Here is a 15,212-nt window from a genome sequence, read left to right as displayed (position 1 = left end):
TTTCGGAGAACGAAGACGAAATCCAGTAAAACCCTCAGGACAAAGCAGCTCTGTCCGGCGTGACGAACTTGCACCGATCATCAGAAAAACAGGAAGCCCAAACAGCGGTTTTGGGCGAATCGAGGTAAGCCAGGCTCGATCGTCCCGGTATCTCTGTCTGGGAAAAAGGAAAGGAGAACTTCATGATCTACACTCTTACCGCCAATCCTTCGCTGGACTACATCATGCGCGTCGATCATTTCGAAACCGGCGAAACAAACCGGGCCGAAGAATGCGCACTGTATCCAGGCGGAAAAGGCATCAATGTATCCACGATCCTTGGACGGCTCGGCCATGAAAATACAGCCCTTGGATTTGTGGCCGGATTTTCCGGACAGGAACTTGTGCGCATGCTGGAAGAGCGCCGCTTTAAAAGGACTTCATCGACTGTGCCGGCTATACCCGGATTAACGTCAAGCTCAAATCCGGCAGGGAAACGGAAATCAACGGATGCGGTCTGCAGCTTTGTGAGGCGGACGTGGAAAAACTGAAAACCCGCATCCGAAGCCTGAACGAAAAGGATGTGCTGATTCTTTCTGGAAGCGTTCCGGCTGGAATGGATTCGATGTTCTACCGTCATCTGCTCGATCTGACCAAGGACTCCGTGCTCAGTGCGGTAGACGCCACGGGCGATCTTCTGCTCCATACCCTCGAGCGGCATCCGTTTCTGATCAAGCCAAATCAGGATGAGCTGGAAGCTCTGTTTGATCAGAAACTTGAATCCGTCGAAAGCCTTGCCCGGGCGGCCCGCAGACTTCAGGACATGGGGGCAAAAATGTTCTGGTTTCCCGCGGGGCGAAAGGTGCACTGCTTGCCGGAATGGACGGCGCGTTTTATACGGCTTCCTGCCCGCAGGGAAAACTGGTCAATTCCGTCGGGTCGGGCGACTCGATGGTTGCGGGATTTATGGCTGGCTATCTCGATACCGAGAATCTTAAAGAGGCGCTTGCTCTTGGCGTCTACTGCGGATCGGCTACCGCCTTCTGCAGCGATCTGGCCCAGTACGAAGATATTCAGCGGCTTCAGAACGAAAGTCTGATCGAGATTCAGCAGTTTACACTCTGATCGATTTCAATACACTGCACACTGCTTTCCTGCCGGCCGATCTGGAATTTCCGGAAGCGTCGGATCTGTGTTCGCCTGCGATGTTTTCCTTACTCAAAACAGGATGCAGATGTGCAAAGAGACACCCGATTTACCTTAAGCGAAAAAGACGGACGGAATCGTCCGGCAGAGGAAAGGAAAACACATGAAAATTCGCGATTTGCTGGCAATCGAAAGCATCGATGTGCATGCTTCTGCTGCCGATAAAAACGAAATTATCCGCAAAGCGATTGATCTCATGGAAAAAGCGGAAAAATCGCAGAGCGCGCTCCCTATGAAGAACAGGTTTATAACCGGGAAAAAGAAAGTACGACGGGTGTGGGCATGGGGATCGCGATTCCCCATGGCCGCAGCGCAGCCGTAAAACAGCCAGGTCTGGCCGCCATGGTCATTCCAGACGGTGTGGATTATGACTCTCTCGACGGACAGCCGGTGAATCTTCTGTTCCTGATTGCCGCACCGGAGGCGGAAACGTTCATCTTCAGGTGCTGGCCCAGCTGTCGAGAATGCTGATGAATGAAGAGCTTTCCAGCGCACTCAAAAGGCGCAGACACCAGAGGAATTTTTGAATCTGCTCAATGAGGCGGAAGAAGCCCTCGATCAGCCGGCGGCAGAAAAACGGCGACGGCAGAAAAGAGCCGGCAGCCGGCGCAAATCCGGATGCAAAGGTTCCTTATATTGTGGCGGTTACGGGATGCCCGACGGGAATTGCGCATACGTATATGGCTGCAGAGTCCATTGAGAAAAAAGCTAAGGAAATGGGATACCGGGTCAAGGTGGAAACACGCGGATCCGGCGGCGCAAAAATATACTGACGGCGGACGACATTCAGAATGCCGATGGAATCATTGTTGCGGCCGATACAAAAGTTCCTATGGATCGATTCAACGGAAAACGCGTGATTCAGACCGCTGTTGCCGATGGAATTCATAAACCGCAGGAGCTGATCGAACGCTCCCTGGATCCGGCCGCTCCGGTATACGAATCCGGCAATGCATCGCATGCAGAAGGATCGGAAGAAAAAGAATCCGGCTGGCACAAGGTGTATAAAGACCTGATGAACGGCGTTTCGCACATGCTTCCCTTTATTGTCGGCGGCGGAATCATGATCGCTATTGCCTTCCTGATTGACGGCTTTTGCGTAGACATGAACATGCTGGCTGAATCCGAGCGGCAGCTGTTTGGTACGATTACGCCGGCGGCGGCTTTCTTCAAGAGTGTGGGCGATATTGCGTTTGGCTTCATGCTCCCGGTTCTTTCCGGATACATCGCCATGTCGATTGCGGATCGCCCGGGGCTGATGGTCGGATTTGTCGGCGGCGCCATTGCCGCAAATGGAAAATCCGGATTCCTTGGCGCGCTGCTGATTGGATTCGTGGCCGGCTATGTAATTAACGGTCTGAAAAAGATTTGTACCAAACTCCCGGATTCCCTGGAAGGCATTAAGCCGATGCTGATCTATCCGTTCTTCGGTGTTCTGATCACCGGTGCAATTATGATGTTCCTGGTTGAACCGCCAGTCGGCTGGCTCAATACACAGCTGAATCTCTGGCTCGAATCGCTGAACGGCGTTTCAGGGGTGGTTCTTGGTGCTCTGCTTGCCGGAATGATGGCCATCGATATGGGCGGCCCGTTCAACAAAGCGGCGTATGTATTCGGCACGGCTTCTCTTGCGGCTGGAAATTATGCCGTAATGGCTTCGGTTATGATCGGCGGCATGGTTCCTCCCATCGCCATAGCTCTTGCCTCATGGCTGTTTAAAAACAAGTTCACAGAAGATGAGCGGAAAACAGCGCCGACGAATGTGGTCATGGGACTGTCGTTCATTACAGAAGGTGCAATTCCATTTGCGGCGAGCGACCCGCTTCACGTGCTTCCCGCGTGTGCGATTGGTTCCGCTCTTGCCGGCGCGCTTTCTGAACTGTTCGGATGCACGCTGATGGCACCTCATGGCGGTATCTTTGTTGTCCTGACCATCGGCAATCCGCTGATGTATCTGGTCGCTCTTGCAGCAGGCGTAGCTGCTGCAGCTCTGATTCTTGGTTTCACCCGCAAGCCTGTAAAAGCAGCGGCCTGAAATCCGAGTTTGTAAACCGGATAAAAGACACCTGAAAAAGAGGCGGTGCGAACAGGCTGGCAAAAAAATGACCTGTTTGACACCGCCCTTTTACGCGATCGATCGCAGGAAACGATCTCTCAAAAGACGGGAGCGAGAAAGAACAGAAAACGCCGGCTGTGGCGAAGCACAGCCGGCGTTTATGTGTGGGATTAAGAGTGTTTGTTGAGGGACGTCACCGTGACGGGACGTGCGGGACTATAGCTGGTTAGGCGATAGCAGCGAGGGCTTTTTAACGAGAGCGATCTTTTCAGCTTCTACAGCTGCAGCTGCGTCGTTGCCTTCAGCTTTGTGTTTCTTTTCCCAGCCTTCCAGGGAGCCGAGTCTTTCGTCCAGACGATCTTTAGCAGTCTGAGCGTACTTGCCAGTTTCGTCGAAGTGAGCAGTGAGGTCAGCGATTACTTCGTCGCCGTATTCAGTGCCGCCGATTGCAGCTTCCAGGGTTTTGGTGAATTCTTCTTTTGTCATGATAGATGACCTCCTTAAGTGTTTAATCATACTGACCGATGGATTATCTTAAGAATTCGTCGGACGATTTCTTCGGATTTACTCCAGCGGGGTTCTGCATATTCCAAACCGGAGAATCCGAAGATTCGTTCCGATGAATGGATAATTTAGAATAGTGAATCAATTAAGCGATGAGACTGAGCGTCCATCGTTTGCCGGGATCCCTGTCCGGATCCGGCATGCCTTGCGATTGGGATTTACTTAATTGCGGCAAGGGCTTTGAGAACGATCGCAATCTTTTCGGCTTCATCAGCAGCTTTTGCGTATTCGCCTTCTGCTGCATGTTTCTGAATCCAGCCGAGAAGGGAGCCATATCTCTCGTCCAGACGGTCTTTGGCAGTCTGTGCATATTTGCCAGTTGCGTCGAAGTGTTCAACCAGGTCGGCGATTACTTCTGCACTGTATGCATCTGTACCCAGAGCTGCATCAAGGACTTTCTTGAATTCTTCTTTAGTCATTGAGAAACATCTCCTTTTCTTTACGCATTCATAATACTAGCTGACACGTATCATTCCTTTTGTATGCCCAAATATTTTTCGGAACGATACATGAACAAAAAGCCTTATTCGCTTGATTTATATCGACTATAATGATTTGTTTTATAGCTTTACCTAAGTCAGAAAACAAATAAAAAAACTTAACCGGAGTAAAAAATAGACATTTCACGAAATTGAAATAAAGATCATATTAATAACCAGGAAATGCGTACGGGCAAAGAAGCAAGACAGTGTTCCGAGGCGAATGATAGCCGGAAGCCAGCGGTGAATGCATCCAGACAAGCAAAATGACCAGCAAGGTCCGGTCATTGTCCGCTCCCTGGCAAGCGGTGCAGAGGGTACAATATAGAAAAGAAAAAGCGGAAAAGACTTTCGCGAATATCGGCTCAAGGCATTGAGCAGGAAGGAGTGCCCCCTATGCAAAATACAAAGTGGATTGTGGTTCTGATCAGCGCCATGATGGTGATCGCCGCTCTGGCTGGAGTCGTTCTAGGCATTCGAGAAGAATTTGAAGGCACAGAATCCGACGAACAGTAAAGCGGCTTCGCGCCTGCGTCCTGAGCGAACAGCGCAAGATCAGATGAGGACGTAAAACGACATTTCAAACGAAAAGAGGACTTTGCCCCTTGCGGCCAGACTCTATGTGTCTGCCATAAGGCAAAGTCCTTTTTCTTTGTCCGATCCGTCTGAGCGGTCCGATCATTTAAAAAGGAATTTGGAGTCAAAAGCCGGACTCCTCTAAACCGCTGCCGGTTTTGGCGGCGGATCTGATAAGATTGAACAGGAAAAAGATCGCCCGCATTCCCGGATCCAAAGTCTTTTCTGGATCCATATCCATATAAAATCCATATAAAAAGCGCCTTGCCCTTTCAGGCGAAGGCATCTGCGGCGGTCCATGCGTTAATTCGAAGCCAGTTAAGGAGAAAAGAAAATGGAAGACTACAAACAGGAATTCATTGATTTCATGCTGGATAGCGGCGTGCTGAAATTTGGTACCTTCACGCTCAAGTCCGGACGGATCTCGCCCTTTTTCATGAACGCCGGCGGCTATGAAAACGGTCGTCAGCTGCGCAAGCTCGGCGAGTTTTATGCGAAAGCCATTCATGATCGTTACGGCGATGACTTTGATGTGCTCTTCGGCCCGGCCTACAAGGGAATTCCGCTGGCCGTCGTTACCGCGGAAGCGTATTACGACCTCTTCGGCAAGGAAATCCGCTACTGTTCCGACCGTAAGGAAGAAAAAGATCATGGCGCGGATAAAGGAAGCTTCCTGGGCACAAAACTCAAAGACGGCGACCGCGTCATCATGATCGAAGACGTGACCACCTCCGGCAAATCCATGGATGAGACGGTGCCAAAAGTCAAAGGCGCAGCAAACGTGGAAATCAAGGGCCTGATGGTTTCGCTCGATCGCGCTGAAAAAGGCCAGTCCGATACGTCCGCGCTTGGCGAAGTCGCAAAGAAATACGGCTTTGAAACCGCGGCGATCGTATCGATGCCGGAAATCGTTTCCTGCCTGAAAGAAAACAAAACGCTCGATGACGAGATGATTTCGAGAATTCGCGACTATTATGCACAGTACGGCGCGTCGGATCGCACGTTCGATTTTTAATTCCGTTCGGTAATCGATATCTCTCTATACAACGCAAACCGGATCTTTTTGAAAGGCTCCGGTTTTTGTTTTGCGCTTTTGTGGGAACTGGTGGTCTTTATGCGTCTTTAAGCGGCTATAATTTATTTAGGAATAAAGCAGACCAAAACGGAGTACAGAGGGGCCTCCGCAAAGAAATTGAAAGCCAGACCCTGGCGACGGCAGCTTTCAAAATCGGAGCGGACCCGGCATTCATTGGCAATATAATGGCTTTTCGGTCTGCAAAACACACATCAGGATCCAACGGGATCTGGAAAGAGGTACGTATGACTGCAAACATCATTACCATTACCCGAGAATTCGGATCGGGCGGCCGTACTATCGGCAGACTGGTCGCCGCAAAACTCGGCTATGACTTCTACGACTGGAACCTGGTCGAAAAGATCGCCGCGCAAAGCGGATTCGCTAAAGAGTTCATCGAACAGAACGGCGAAGAGCAGGACCGCTTCATGACCATGCTCGCCAGCAGCAGCTTCAGCTTCAACCTCAACGAACAGCTGTTTGAAGCGCAGACCAAAGTCATCCTGGATCTGGCCAAAAGGGACACTGTGTCATCGTCGGCCGCTGCGCCGACTTCCTGCTGCGCAATGAACCCGGCGTACTGAGCTGCTTCATCTGGGCGGATGAAGAAAGCCGCAAGAAGAGAATTCTGACCGAATACGGCGAGCGCGACGAAAGCATCGACAAGCGTCTGCGCGATAAGGATAAACGCCGCAAGGCGCACTATCAGTACTTCACCGGCCGCAAATGGGGCAAGGCGTTCTACTATGACGTCTGCCTCGATACAAGCCGCCTGCCGATCGAAAGCTGCGCGGATACGATCGTCGCTCTCGCCAAAGACTGCACGGGCGCGGTTCGTCATACCAACGAAGACTAGCTGATCCGGCAACCGCGAACGCAAACCCGCTCAGGTATCCCTAAATCCCTATTTCTGAATTTCAGCAAAAAAGCAGAAGCTGCATCCGATCCGTTCGGAGAGCTTCTGCTTTTGCGTATTCCCGACGCGGATACGATCGACTGCTCCAGGAAAAAGGCTGCCCCGAAAGGACAGCCTGCAGATCGTATCGGGATCTGAAAAGTTTAAAGCGGTTATTTTGCGGAAGCGTCGTCGTCTTTATGCATGGCAGCAACGGCTTTCGGGAACATTGGACGGAAGACGAAGATGGCCAGAAGCAGAGCGATGACGGCTGCTGCGCAGGAGATCAGCAGAACGGTATCGATACCCTGTGTCATGCCGACGTTGCCCGGTGTAGCCTGGGTCAGTGCGTTGTAGGCAATGGAGAACAGAGCGGAAGCGATAACGCCGCTGAGGGAAATGATAAATCCAACCAGGGAAGTACCGATGCCAAGATCCTGCGGTTTAAGCAGCATCTGCGCTGCAGGGATGGACGATACGGTACGGAAGGAATCGGCGATTCCGGTCAGTGCGAGCATGACGAATACGAACCATACCGGCATGTTCGGACCGATGAAGACGAGCAGTCCAGTCGGGATGATGACCAGAATAGCGCAGTAAGCAAAGGCTTTCCAGAAGTTCGAAAGCTTCTTGGCGATCCATACACCGGCAGCGCCAGGAACGAGAATGGAAAGAATCGTACGCGGAATCTGAACGGTACCGCTGATGGAAGCCGGCTGGCCCATCAGCTGCTGCATAGCCTGCGGAACGTAGGCGTTAATGGCCGTCAGGTAAACAACGCAGAGACCGGTGATCAGCAGAACGATAACGAACGTCTTGTTCTTGAAAAGATTCAGAGGAATCAGCGGAGAACTGATTTTCTTTTCCGCGATCAGCAGCAGAATGAAGCTGATAATCGTAATGGCTGCGCAGGTGAGGACGAAGGCAGAGCCCCAGCCGAGAATGGCACCGTAGTTAAGCCAGAAGACAAGGGCAAACAGGCAGATGCCCAGAAGCAGTGCGCCGATCCAGTCCAGATGAACGCCTTTATGGGTTGCGCCGTTTGGCAGATAGCGATAAATCAGATAAATACCGATAGCCAGGAAAATTGTCGGGAAAGCCGAAGCCATACCGGTCATGCCGTGGTCCATAAGCCAGCCTGCGCCCCAGGAACCGATAAAGCTTCCGATGGCCAGTGCGCCGGAAAGGAAACCTACGTATTTCGGGACTTCTTTAACCGGGAAAATCTGACGGACGGCGATAAACGGAACAGCCGAGAACGCGCCCTGGCATGCCGAAAGAACGACACGCAAAATCAGATACATGGAAAGCGAAGAGGCAAAGGCGAGACCAATGCCGCAAATGCAGTTGATCAGACCAAACCAGAGAACAAGTTTCTTAGCACCGATGCTGTCCATCAGCGATCCGCCGATCAGAGTCATCAGGCAGAGCGAAGCGGAAGTCAGCGCGGTAACGAGTGAAAAAGAGTCCATGCCGTTGAGACTTGCAAGAACCGGTCCCTGAATATTGGCGAGGGAGAGGCCAAAGGCCGCCATGGACAAGGCTAACATCAGACAGCCAAGATATGCGAGGTTGCGCTGGAGAGGGGTTAAGCCGTTTTGAGTTGTGGTATCAGACATAAATTACTCCATCATTCCTTTTCTGTTTGTCCTCCTTTCTTCTTTCTCTTTTTCATGACCATCTTATCAATAAAATGCTTACTGTTAGTTTCACATACTCAAAGAAATTCCGCCGCAATGCGGCGGAATAAAAATGACGCTGAAAATGAAAAGTACAGAGATATGGACACATTACTCAAAAGATAGGATTGGAAATGCGGACATTTTGCAAAAGACGGCGACAGAAACCGCCAGTGCTGGGTCTTCTGTACAGACGACGGATCCTCCATAGCCGGCTTTTGCGCCAGCCTGTTCGATCCCGCCCTCAATCCCGAAGAGCAAGCGTCATCCGGCCTCAGTTCGACCTCAGTCTTCTGCCTGATCTTCCAGCAGAGGCGCGTATTTTTCTTAAGCATGCCGGTATAAATGTGCGGATCAAACGGTTTGCCGCTGACTTCTTCGACAATTTCCAGCATGGTTTTCGAGGCGCCATAGCGATGGACGTTCTTTTCCAGCCAGGCCGCGATGTCTTCAAAGCGGTTTTCCAGAATGAGCTGCTCTGGATCGATGTCCCGCTCCATGGCTTCATAAATCTGGGCCGCGTAGGCAGAGCCAAGCGCGTAGCTGGGGAAATAGCCGAGATCGCCGGAAGACCAGTGCACATCCTGCAGGACGCCTTCACGGTCGTTTTCGGGTCGTGCGCCGAGATACGTTTCGTAAAGATCGTTCCAGAGCTGCGGAAGCGTCGCATAATCGAGGGTGCCTGCGGCCATTTTCTTTCAATTTCATAGCGTATGAGAATATGGAAGGGATAGGTGAGCTCATCCGCGTCGGTTCGAATCAGCGAAGGACGGCACGTGTTGACCAGTGTAAACAGCGTATCGGCATCGACCGTTTCGAGGGCTGGAATTTCTTTTCGCAAAGCGGGAAGCAGCACGCTCCAGAACGCTCTGGAGCGGCCGATGTGATTTTCCAGCAGACGGGACTGGGATTCGTGGGCAGCGCAGCCGACGCCTTCCACGAGCATCGTCTTGTCAAAAGCCGCTTCCGTCTGCAGATGATACAGCGCGTGCCCGTATTCGTGGACGGTCGAAAGAATGGAACTGACAAACTGATCCGGTTCATAGTGCGTGGTGATTCGGACATCGTCGTGGGACAGAAAATCGGTAAACGGGTGCTCGGTCGTGCTGATCGCCAGCCGGTCCCGATCGGCTTTCAGAAAATCGAGAACTTCACTGGCCAGTTTTTCCTGCTGCGCGTCGCTCACCGGCGCGTGCAGAAGAGAAAGATCTTTTGGCCGGGCCGCAGCCGCTTTTTTGACGAGCGGACCGAGATCTTCGAGGATCGCTTCAAAAAAGCATCATATTTTTCCTGATTCATGCCCGGTTCGTAAAGACTGAGCAGATAATCATAAGGATGGGCCGGATCAAAGCGCGGCGAATACGACGCCGCCTGCAGCGTATACGAAATGACTTTTTCGAGCGCGGGGCGAAAGCGTTCATAATCGGACTGGACTTTGGCTTCGTGCCAGATCGTCTCGCTTTCGGCCGCGCTTTCCTGCCATTTTCTGTAAAGCGGGAAGGAATCTCCGGGTGTCCTGAAGCTTTTTCAGGCGCAGCCCGACTTCTTTCTGTTCGAGCGATCCGTCTGCCATGGCGGCATATTCTTCTTCGAGCCAGGCGATCGTTCCGGGATTGTTTTCGAGATTAAAGGCGAACTGCGACAAAATCGTCAGCGCCTCATTGGTCCGGGAAGCCCCTTTTTCGGGGCAACGGTATACTGATCGACATAGACTGTCGAGCAGGCCAGCGTATAGGCGCCCAGCGTATCAAGAAGCTGCTGGTAGCGCGGAGAAAAATTGAGTTTCATACAGATGGGATTCCTTTCAATTTGGCCGTATGCTGCCGTTTGGGCAGCAAGGGCCTTCTTTGTTTTCTGTTTTTCGTATTTTCAGTTTGTTTTTATTTGGCTTTGCGTTTCTATTTTACAGGGAATCCGGCCCGTGCCCGTCTGTACTCTGTACATTGGACAGGAAGGCACTGCCTTTCCATTTTGCTGATGCATGCAGGGAATAGCGATGAAGGAGTTATTGAACGCCTGCGATTTCCCGGGATTTCCCTGTTCCTGAATCTGCATATAGAACACATATTGGACATATAGATTAAGACAGACCGTAAGTTCTAGATCGGTCGGGCGGTGTTTGGCAGCCGCCTCAGGAGGTTTTTATGAAAGTACGCCGTTTCATTCTTACTGCGCTCTGCGCGGCGCTGCTGGTTTCGCTGACAGGCTGTTCCAAACCCAAATCGTCGACGGATTCCGCGTCGACCGGTCCAGGGACGCTTGGCGATGACGTTCTCAAAGTCGGCATTACCCAGAAACTGACGGGAACGTTCTGTCCGATGTATGCCGCGTCGATGTATGACCAGTGGGTTGTCAACATGGTGTATCAGTCCATGCTGGCGTACGACGCGGACGGATCGCTGGTGCCGGTTCTGGCCAGCGAAGCGCCGGAAGTGTCCAAGGACGGAAAAACGATCCGCTTCCATCTCAAGGAAGGACTTCGCTTTTCAGACGGATCGGAACTGGACGGCGATGACATCAAGTATTCCTTTACGCTCATGGCGGATCCGGAATACGTGGGCGGCATCAAGGACGGCACGTACGATTTCATTGAAGGCTTTGAAGCGTGCCAGGACGGATCGGCCAGAGACATTTCTGGCATTCAGGTTTCGCACAACGGTCTGACCGTTACCTTTACGTGCGCCCAGCCGGATAGTGACGCGGTCGCTTCGATCGGCACGGTGTTCATCGTGCCGGAAGGTCAGTTTCCGTATTCCCGCGGCAATCTGGACGCCTATAAAAACCTCGAGCCGGAGCAGGCGATTGGAACCGGTCCGTATGTGATCGATCAGTACGATTCTTCGTGGGGCGCTGTGCTGAAGAAAAATCCGGACTGGAACGGGGATGGCCAGTATCCGATCGAATCTGTGGCGATGCTGACGATTGAAGCGGGTACGGAAGTGCAGTCGCTTCAGGACGGAACGATCGATCTGATTCCGGCAACCGCCAATCCGGACATCATCGCGCAGGCTTCGGCCCTCGATAATGTGGAAACGAGCCACTATTTGCGCGCAGCCCAGGGCTATATCGGCTTTAACTGTCAGGAAGGCGTATGCGCCGATCCGGCGGTCCGGCAGGCGCTGGCCTATGCGACGGATCAGGAAAAATTTGTCGAAAAGTACTACGCGTGGCCAAGTATTTCCATGGATGCGGATCTGGAAAATGTAAACGTCGGCTATGTGCCGAAAACGTTCTGGTCACCGATTGCCCACGGTCTGGGCGCGGTGACAACGGGAGATAAGGAAATCGACGGCCTGATCGACTACAGCTATGATCCCGACAAGGCCAGTGCGATTCTTGACGCGGCTGGATGGAAAATGGGCGACGACGGCATCCGGGAAAAGGACGGCAGGCGTCTGGAAGTCCGTTTCCTCGCCAGCAAGAACAACTCCGTTTTAAAAACTCTGCTTCCGATGCTGGAAGTATCCTGGCGCAAAATCGGAGCCGAACTGCGCACAAACACGATCAGCTTCAACGCGCTGCTGACGACCGTCAGTCCGTCGAGCGAAGAGCCGATCGACGACTGGGACGCGTTTTTCATGGTGTCCACGTATTCGGGTCAGAACAACTCGGCGATGAACCTGTACGAAGGCTATACCGATACGGCCAATCACCGCATTGCGGGCGGAACAAACTACGCGCACATCTTTGATGAAGCGCTCAACGCCGATCTGAGTGCCGGCAAGTCCGCCGTCAATCAGAAAGAGTCGGTTGAAAACTACCAGAAGGCGATGATTCGCGCCTCCGAGCTCTGTCCGTATGAAGCCATTTATGGAAACTACGTCTTCAACCTGTACAGCCGCCGGCTGCAGGGCATGAAAACCGGTCCGCTCAAGACGTGGTCCCAGGCACTCGCGGATGCGACGCTGGCCAGTTCGGATTCCGTTTCTTCTTCTGCCGATTTGTCGCAGAACGAATCCGATTCGACGAGCGATTCAGACGATTCCTCCCAGATTGCTTCCGCCGCCTCTTCGGATGCTTCCAGTAGCTAAATGGCTCCGGCTGCAAAAATCCGCACTCGAAAAAATGAATTGCCTGCAGAGGGTATTGTCGATCCATGACGCCTGTTAAAATAGACATAGGTGCGGCCCAAAAGACTGTTTTTCATCCTTTCGAAACAATAGATGGGCGAATGAGATCTATTGCATATACAGAAAACAGAAGCCGCAAAAGTGAATCGAATAAGGAGAAAAAGGGAATTATGAAAAAGGGAAAAAGCGGGCGTTCTGTCTGGCTCTGAGCGGACTTCTGGGCAGTTCGCTGCAGGCCCCCGTATCGGCTCTGGCAGCGGACAGCTACACGGTATACCGTCTGTACAATCCAAACAGCGGCGAACATTTCTTTACGCAGGTATCCAGAGAGCGAAATCAGCTGATTGCGGCCGGCTGGCGCAATGAAGGCACCGCCTGGCAGTCATCGGCGGACGGCTGGTACGTGTATCGTCTGTACAATCCGAATACCGGAGACCACCATTACTGCATGGATACGAACGAACGCGATGCGCTGGTTCGTTTTGGCTGGCACTACGAAGATGTCGCGTTCGCGTCTACTGATCTGGCGTGGACCGCAGTCAAGGAAGCGTCCGGCAAGCCGGTGTACCGCCTGTACAATCCAAACGCGTGGACGGCGACGCATCATTTCACGCGGGATGTCAACGAAGCCAATGCACTGCTGCGCCTGGGCTGGCGCTATGAAGGCGTCGCCTGGTTTTGCGAAGGCTGATCGCCGGCTTTAGATCCGGACCGGCTGAATTCTGAGTTTAATCAAGCAATACGGCAGCTTTTCCCCATGCGGAAAGGCTGCTTTTTCACCCCCTGCCAAAAGCGAGTACGAACAGCCGGGTAAAGTAGAGATACGAAGTCAAGGAAGGACAGAGCGGCTTCGATCGCTGGAAAACCTGTACATCTTTGCGCAAATCCTCTGGAAATGGTGTGGATTTGAAAAAGAAAAGAGTAAAAATTGGCAACTGCTATACTGGAAGGTACACCTGTTAAAAAAGCGACGAAAGGAAAGAAAAATCCCTTAGCGGGGCCTTTTCTTTTGAACAGGAACCACAGGATCTGCGAAAAAGCGGTTTGGCGAAAAAGAAACCGCATAAGCAGGGACCATCGATTCCTTATCCTTTTCTGGAGAATCTGGAAATTGTCTTTTCCCGCCTGAGCGCGTAAAACGAAATGACAAAACAGAGGGCGGCTCTGAAAAAGGAAAAGAAAGGACGCATCAATCGAAGCGTCTGAAAGGAGAAAGAGAAAAATGAAGTCTTGGATTCGCCTGACTGCAGCAGCCAGCGTACTGCTTGGCGTTTTTAGCGTGCCGGTTATGGCCCAGGAAGAAACGGGCGGATGGACACGCGTTCATCGGGTTTCTCATGTGGTGGACCGGCTGGAAGGCCGTCCGACCTTTGTGAACGGCACCGCAACCGCGCCGCTGAGCGCTCCGGAAGGCAATGCGATGTATCGCCTGTACAATCCTAACTCCGGCGAACATTTTTATACGCAGGATCGCAACGAACGGGATTATCTCGTCCAGGTCGGCTGGACGCTCGAAGGTCTGGGCTGGTATGCCCCAAACGTCTCAGGCACGCCGGTGTATCGTCTCTACAATCCAAATGCCGGCGATCATTTTTACACCGCCGCTGCACGGGAAAAAGATCATCTCGTTTCGATGGGCTGGATCGATGAAGGCACTGGCTGGTATTCCGCCGATGCCCTAAACGGCACGCCGCTGTATCGTTCCTACAATCCCAATGCGCAGACCGGATCGCACAACTACACCCAGGATGCGCGCGAATACGAATTTCTGGCCGGACAGGGCTGGAAGAGCGAAGACATTGGCTGGTATGGCATTTCCACGGTAATTCCCACGCAGGGCTACGCGAAAGCGCTCGAACAGAGCATGACCGAATATCAGGCGGCTCTGAGCGACGCGGCGAAAAACGCAGCCTTGATGGTCTGTACGAAAGGCGGACACCCTTGCAGCGCTCATGCGCAGCGCGGATGCGATGTCGGATGGACGGACTCTGGCGTTCCAGAACGGCAGGCTTGTCGGCTGGTCCGATCCGGGACAGAGCCTGATCGTACTGAGCGCCTGGGAAGCGAATCGTCCGATTCTGATTTACTCGCCCTGGAAGCGGCAGCTGATGCTCGCGGACACGGTGAGCGGCGGTACGCTGTCCGCAAACGGATGCTTCTTGAGTACCAAAGCGGGTACCGACCAGTTCGCAACGGCTTGCGGTACGCTGCGAAACGGACGCTTTAACGGAAACGCGGTTCGCTTTGAACGCTACGATACCGGCTATCTGTATCAGGATGAACTGAGCGCGGGCGAAGCGATCGATAACGTAATGAACGGAATCGTCCAGTTCAGCACCGAAAACGTGCAGCCAAAGGACGGTCAGCCCAATACGTACAATTGGAAAATGAGCGTCGATCACGGCACCGCGAAAACGGAGCTGAAAAACGATCTGTATCTGGTTTCCATTCCGGATCCGTTCGGCTATCAGATTTACTACGACTTCCAGCCGCACAATCTGAAGTACTGGTACGAATAACTGCGAAGAAAAGAGAAATCAGACCAATGAGCGATTCATGCGGCAGTCCAGGACTGCCGCATGTGCTTTTCCGGATGCGGGGTTTCAGAATGTTTGTCCGAAGGCACCAGAAAT

The 15,212-nt window shown here is 52.5% G+C and carries 19 protein-coding genes and 4 pseudogenes; 15 read left to right on the top strand and 8 right to left on the bottom strand.

The genetic code is table 11. From position 1 onward, the window contains the following. Window positions 1-182 precede the first annotated feature (182 nt). From KWG61_RS15715 to KWG61_RS01370, 7 genes and pseudogenes are all read left to right on the top strand, one after another. Entirely contained in the window at window positions 183-530 is a 348-nt protein-coding gene (locus tag KWG61_RS15715; RefSeq protein ID WP_256460733.1) for a PfkB family carbohydrate kinase, read from the top strand. Continuing rightward, window positions 518-1,104, top strand: a pseudogene (locus tag KWG61_RS16865) (1-phosphofructokinase family hexose kinase). The gene KWG61_RS15715 and the pseudogene KWG61_RS16865 overlap by 13 nt, the downstream one beginning before the upstream one ends. A 184-nt stretch (window positions 1,105-1,288) precedes the next feature. Further along, entirely contained in the window at window positions 1,289-1,507 is a 219-nt protein-coding gene (locus KWG61_RS01385; RefSeq protein ID WP_242744725.1) for a hypothetical protein, read from the top strand. Beyond that, window positions 1,399-1,656 carry a PTS sugar transporter subunit IIA gene (locus KWG61_RS01380; protein WP_242745491.1) on the top strand — a complete coding sequence of 86 codons (258 nt, stop codon included), beginning with the start codon at window positions 1,399-1,401 and terminating at the stop codon, window positions 1,654-1,656. Before KWG61_RS01385 ends, KWG61_RS01380 begins: the two co-directional genes overlap by 109 nt. A 65-nt stretch (window positions 1,657-1,721) precedes the next feature. After that, the gene (locus tag KWG61_RS01375) at window positions 1,722-1,958 is read left to right on the top strand and encodes a PTS fructose transporter subunit IIB (RefSeq protein WP_242744724.1); all 237 of its coding nucleotides are present in this window, start codon (window positions 1,722-1,724) and stop codon (window positions 1,956-1,958) included. After that, window positions 1,907-2,035: pseudogene (locus KWG61_RS16860) on the top strand (hypothetical protein); the annotation flags it as partial. The gene KWG61_RS01375 and the pseudogene KWG61_RS16860, both read left to right, overlap by 52 nt. Before the next feature lie 6 nt (window positions 2,036-2,041). Further along, window positions 2,042-3,220 carry a PTS fructose transporter subunit IIC gene (locus tag KWG61_RS01370; RefSeq protein ID WP_242744723.1) on the top strand — a complete coding sequence of 393 codons (1,179 nt, stop codon included), beginning with the start codon at window positions 2,042-2,044 and terminating at the stop codon, window positions 3,218-3,220. A gap of 237 nt (window positions 3,221-3,457) precedes the next feature. Here the strand turns inward: KWG61_RS01370 and KWG61_RS01365 are convergent, their stop codons facing one another. The 3 genes from KWG61_RS01365 to KWG61_RS01355 form a co-directional block, all read right to left on the bottom strand. Further along, a complete protein-coding gene (locus tag KWG61_RS01365; protein WP_242744722.1) occupies window positions 3,458-3,727 on the bottom strand; it encodes an FRAT-87 protein in 270 nt (89 codons plus the stop codon). A gap of 236 nt (window positions 3,728-3,963) precedes the next feature. Continuing rightward, a complete protein-coding gene (locus KWG61_RS01360; RefSeq protein ID WP_230266902.1) occupies window positions 3,964-4,224 on the bottom strand; it encodes an FRAT-87 protein in 261 nt (86 codons plus the stop codon). A 760-nt stretch (window positions 4,225-4,984) separates the two neighbouring features. Continuing rightward, window positions 4,985-5,146, bottom strand: a complete 162-nt coding sequence (locus KWG61_RS01355) for a hypothetical protein (protein WP_242744721.1) — start codon at window positions 5,144-5,146, stop codon at window positions 4,985-4,987. A gap of 48 nt (window positions 5,147-5,194) precedes the next feature. Between KWG61_RS01355 and pyrE the strand changes: the two genes are divergently transcribed. The 3 genes from pyrE (at window position 5,195) to KWG61_RS01340 (ending at window position 6,791) form a co-directional block, all read left to right on the top strand. Next, a complete protein-coding gene (gene pyrE, locus KWG61_RS01350) occupies window positions 5,195-5,875 on the top strand; it encodes an orotate phosphoribosyltransferase (RefSeq protein WP_230266901.1) in 681 nt (226 codons plus the stop codon). A gap of 305 nt (window positions 5,876-6,180) precedes the next feature. Continuing rightward, window positions 6,181-6,519 carry an AAA family ATPase gene (locus KWG61_RS01345; RefSeq protein WP_242744720.1) on the top strand — a complete coding sequence of 113 codons (339 nt, stop codon included), beginning with the start codon at window positions 6,181-6,183 and terminating at the stop codon, window positions 6,517-6,519. After that, window positions 6,468-6,791, top strand: coding sequence for an AAA family ATPase (locus tag KWG61_RS01340; protein WP_367614302.1), 324 nt, complete (start codon window positions 6,468-6,470; stop codon window positions 6,789-6,791). Before KWG61_RS01345 ends, KWG61_RS01340 begins: the two co-directional genes overlap by 52 nt. Window positions 6,792-7,003: 212 nt before the next feature. Here the strand turns inward: KWG61_RS01340 and KWG61_RS01335 are convergent, their stop codons facing one another. From KWG61_RS01335 to KWG61_RS01320, 4 genes and pseudogenes are all read right to left on the bottom strand, one after another. After that, complete coding sequence (locus KWG61_RS01335) at window positions 7,004-8,449, bottom strand: MFS transporter (protein WP_230266899.1); 1,446 nt, start codon at window positions 8,447-8,449, stop codon at window positions 7,004-7,006. A 98-nt stretch (window positions 8,450-8,547) separates the two neighbouring features. Continuing rightward, window positions 8,548-9,961 (bottom strand): annotated as a pseudogene (locus tag KWG61_RS01330) (carboxypeptidase M32). Then, on the bottom strand, window positions 9,927-10,154 hold the full coding sequence (locus tag KWG61_RS01325; RefSeq protein ID WP_242744719.1) for a hypothetical protein: 228 nt from the start codon (window positions 10,152-10,154) through the stop codon (window positions 9,927-9,929). The pseudogene KWG61_RS01330 and the gene KWG61_RS01325 overlap by 35 nt, the downstream one beginning before the upstream one ends. 5 nt (window positions 10,155-10,159) lie before the next feature. Continuing rightward, window positions 10,160-10,297: a hypothetical protein gene (locus KWG61_RS01320; RefSeq protein ID WP_242744718.1), complete on the bottom strand. Its 138-nt coding sequence runs from the start codon at window positions 10,295-10,297 to the stop codon at window positions 10,160-10,162. Window positions 10,298-10,653: 356 nt separating this feature from the next. Here KWG61_RS01320 and KWG61_RS01315 point away from each other — a divergent pair, with 356 nt between their 5' ends. From KWG61_RS01315 to KWG61_RS01310, 3 genes and pseudogenes are all read left to right on the top strand, one after another. After that, entirely contained in the window at window positions 10,654-12,540 is a 1,887-nt protein-coding gene (locus KWG61_RS01315) for an ABC transporter substrate-binding protein (protein WP_230266897.1), read from the top strand. A gap of 238 nt (window positions 12,541-12,778) precedes the next feature. After that, window positions 12,779-12,949: pseudogene (locus KWG61_RS16855) on the top strand (hypothetical protein); the annotation flags it as partial. Between the two features lie 33 nt (window positions 12,950-12,982). After that, a complete protein-coding gene (locus tag KWG61_RS01310) occupies window positions 12,983-13,270 on the top strand; it encodes a hypothetical protein (RefSeq protein ID WP_242744717.1) in 288 nt (95 codons plus the stop codon). A 41-nt stretch (window positions 13,271-13,311) separates the two neighbouring features. On the opposite strand, the gene KWG61_RS01305 is transcribed toward KWG61_RS01310, so the two are convergent. After that, window positions 13,312-13,644 carry a hypothetical protein gene (locus tag KWG61_RS01305; protein ID WP_242744716.1) on the bottom strand — a complete coding sequence of 111 codons (333 nt, stop codon included), beginning with the start codon at window positions 13,642-13,644 and terminating at the stop codon, window positions 13,312-13,314. A 157-nt stretch (window positions 13,645-13,801) separates the two neighbouring features. Between KWG61_RS01305 and KWG61_RS01300 the strand changes: the two genes are divergently transcribed. Together KWG61_RS01300 and KWG61_RS01295 are read left to right on the top strand one after the other, a co-directional pair. Next, entirely contained in the window at window positions 13,802-14,806 is a 1,005-nt protein-coding gene (locus tag KWG61_RS01300; protein WP_242744715.1) for a hypothetical protein, read from the top strand. Beyond that, complete coding sequence (locus tag KWG61_RS01295) at window positions 14,739-15,098, top strand: hypothetical protein (protein WP_242744714.1); 360 nt, start codon at window positions 14,739-14,741, stop codon at window positions 15,096-15,098. Before KWG61_RS01300 ends, KWG61_RS01295 begins: the two co-directional genes overlap by 68 nt. Window positions 15,099-15,212: the final 114 nt, after the last annotated feature.

Origin of the sequence: Allobaculum sp. Allo2 (assembly GCF_022701175.1) — a bacterium.
Classification (GTDB): Bacteria; Bacillota_I; Bacilli_A; order Erysipelotrichales; family Erysipelotrichaceae; genus Allobaculum; species Allobaculum fili.
Note: the sequence above shows the minus strand (reverse complement) of the source record. Positions and strands in the feature narration are given on the sequence as shown.

Excerpts from the sequence above, each read along its gene's own strand:
- KWG61_RS01335 (WP_230266899.1), bottom strand. The coding sequence starts at position 8,449 with ATGTCTGATACCACAACTCAAAACGGCTTAACCCCTCTCCAGCGCAAC.
- KWG61_RS01360 (WP_230266902.1), bottom strand. The coding sequence starts at position 4,224 with ATGACTAAAGAAGAATTCAAGAAAGTCCTTGATGCAGCTCTGGGTACA.
- KWG61_RS01320 (WP_242744718.1), bottom strand. The coding sequence starts at position 10,297 with ATGAAACTCAATTTTTCTCCGCGCTACCAGCAGCTTCTTGATACGCTG.
- KWG61_RS01315 (WP_230266897.1), top strand. The coding sequence starts at position 10,654 with ATGAAAGTACGCCGTTTCATTCTTACTGCGCTCTGCGCGGCGCTGCTG.
- KWG61_RS01365 (WP_242744722.1), bottom strand. The coding sequence starts at position 3,727 with ATGACAAAAGAAGAATTCACCAAAACCCTGGAAGCTGCAATCGGCGGC.
- KWG61_RS01345 (WP_242744720.1), top strand. The coding sequence starts at position 6,181 with ATGACTGCAAACATCATTACCATTACCCGAGAATTCGGATCGGGCGGC.
- KWG61_RS01300 (WP_242744715.1), top strand. The coding sequence starts at position 13,802 with ATGAAGTCTTGGATTCGCCTGACTGCAGCAGCCAGCGTACTGCTTGGC.
- KWG61_RS01385 (WP_242744725.1), top strand. The coding sequence starts at position 1,289 with ATGAAAATTCGCGATTTGCTGGCAATCGAAAGCATCGATGTGCATGCT.
- KWG61_RS15715 (WP_256460733.1), top strand. The coding sequence starts at position 183 with ATGATCTACACTCTTACCGCCAATCCTTCGCTGGACTACATCATGCGC.
- KWG61_RS01375 (WP_242744724.1), top strand. The coding sequence starts at position 1,722 with ATGAGGCGGAAGAAGCCCTCGATCAGCCGGCGGCAGAAAAACGGCGAC.
- KWG61_RS01355 (WP_242744721.1), bottom strand. The coding sequence starts at position 5,146 with ATGCCTTCGCCTGAAAGGGCAAGGCGCTTTTTATATGGATTTTATATG.
- KWG61_RS01305 (WP_242744716.1), bottom strand. The coding sequence starts at position 13,644 with ATGCGGTTTCTTTTTCGCCAAACCGCTTTTTCGCAGATCCTGTGGTTC.
- pyrE (WP_230266901.1), top strand. The coding sequence starts at position 5,195 with ATGGAAGACTACAAACAGGAATTCATTGATTTCATGCTGGATAGCGGC.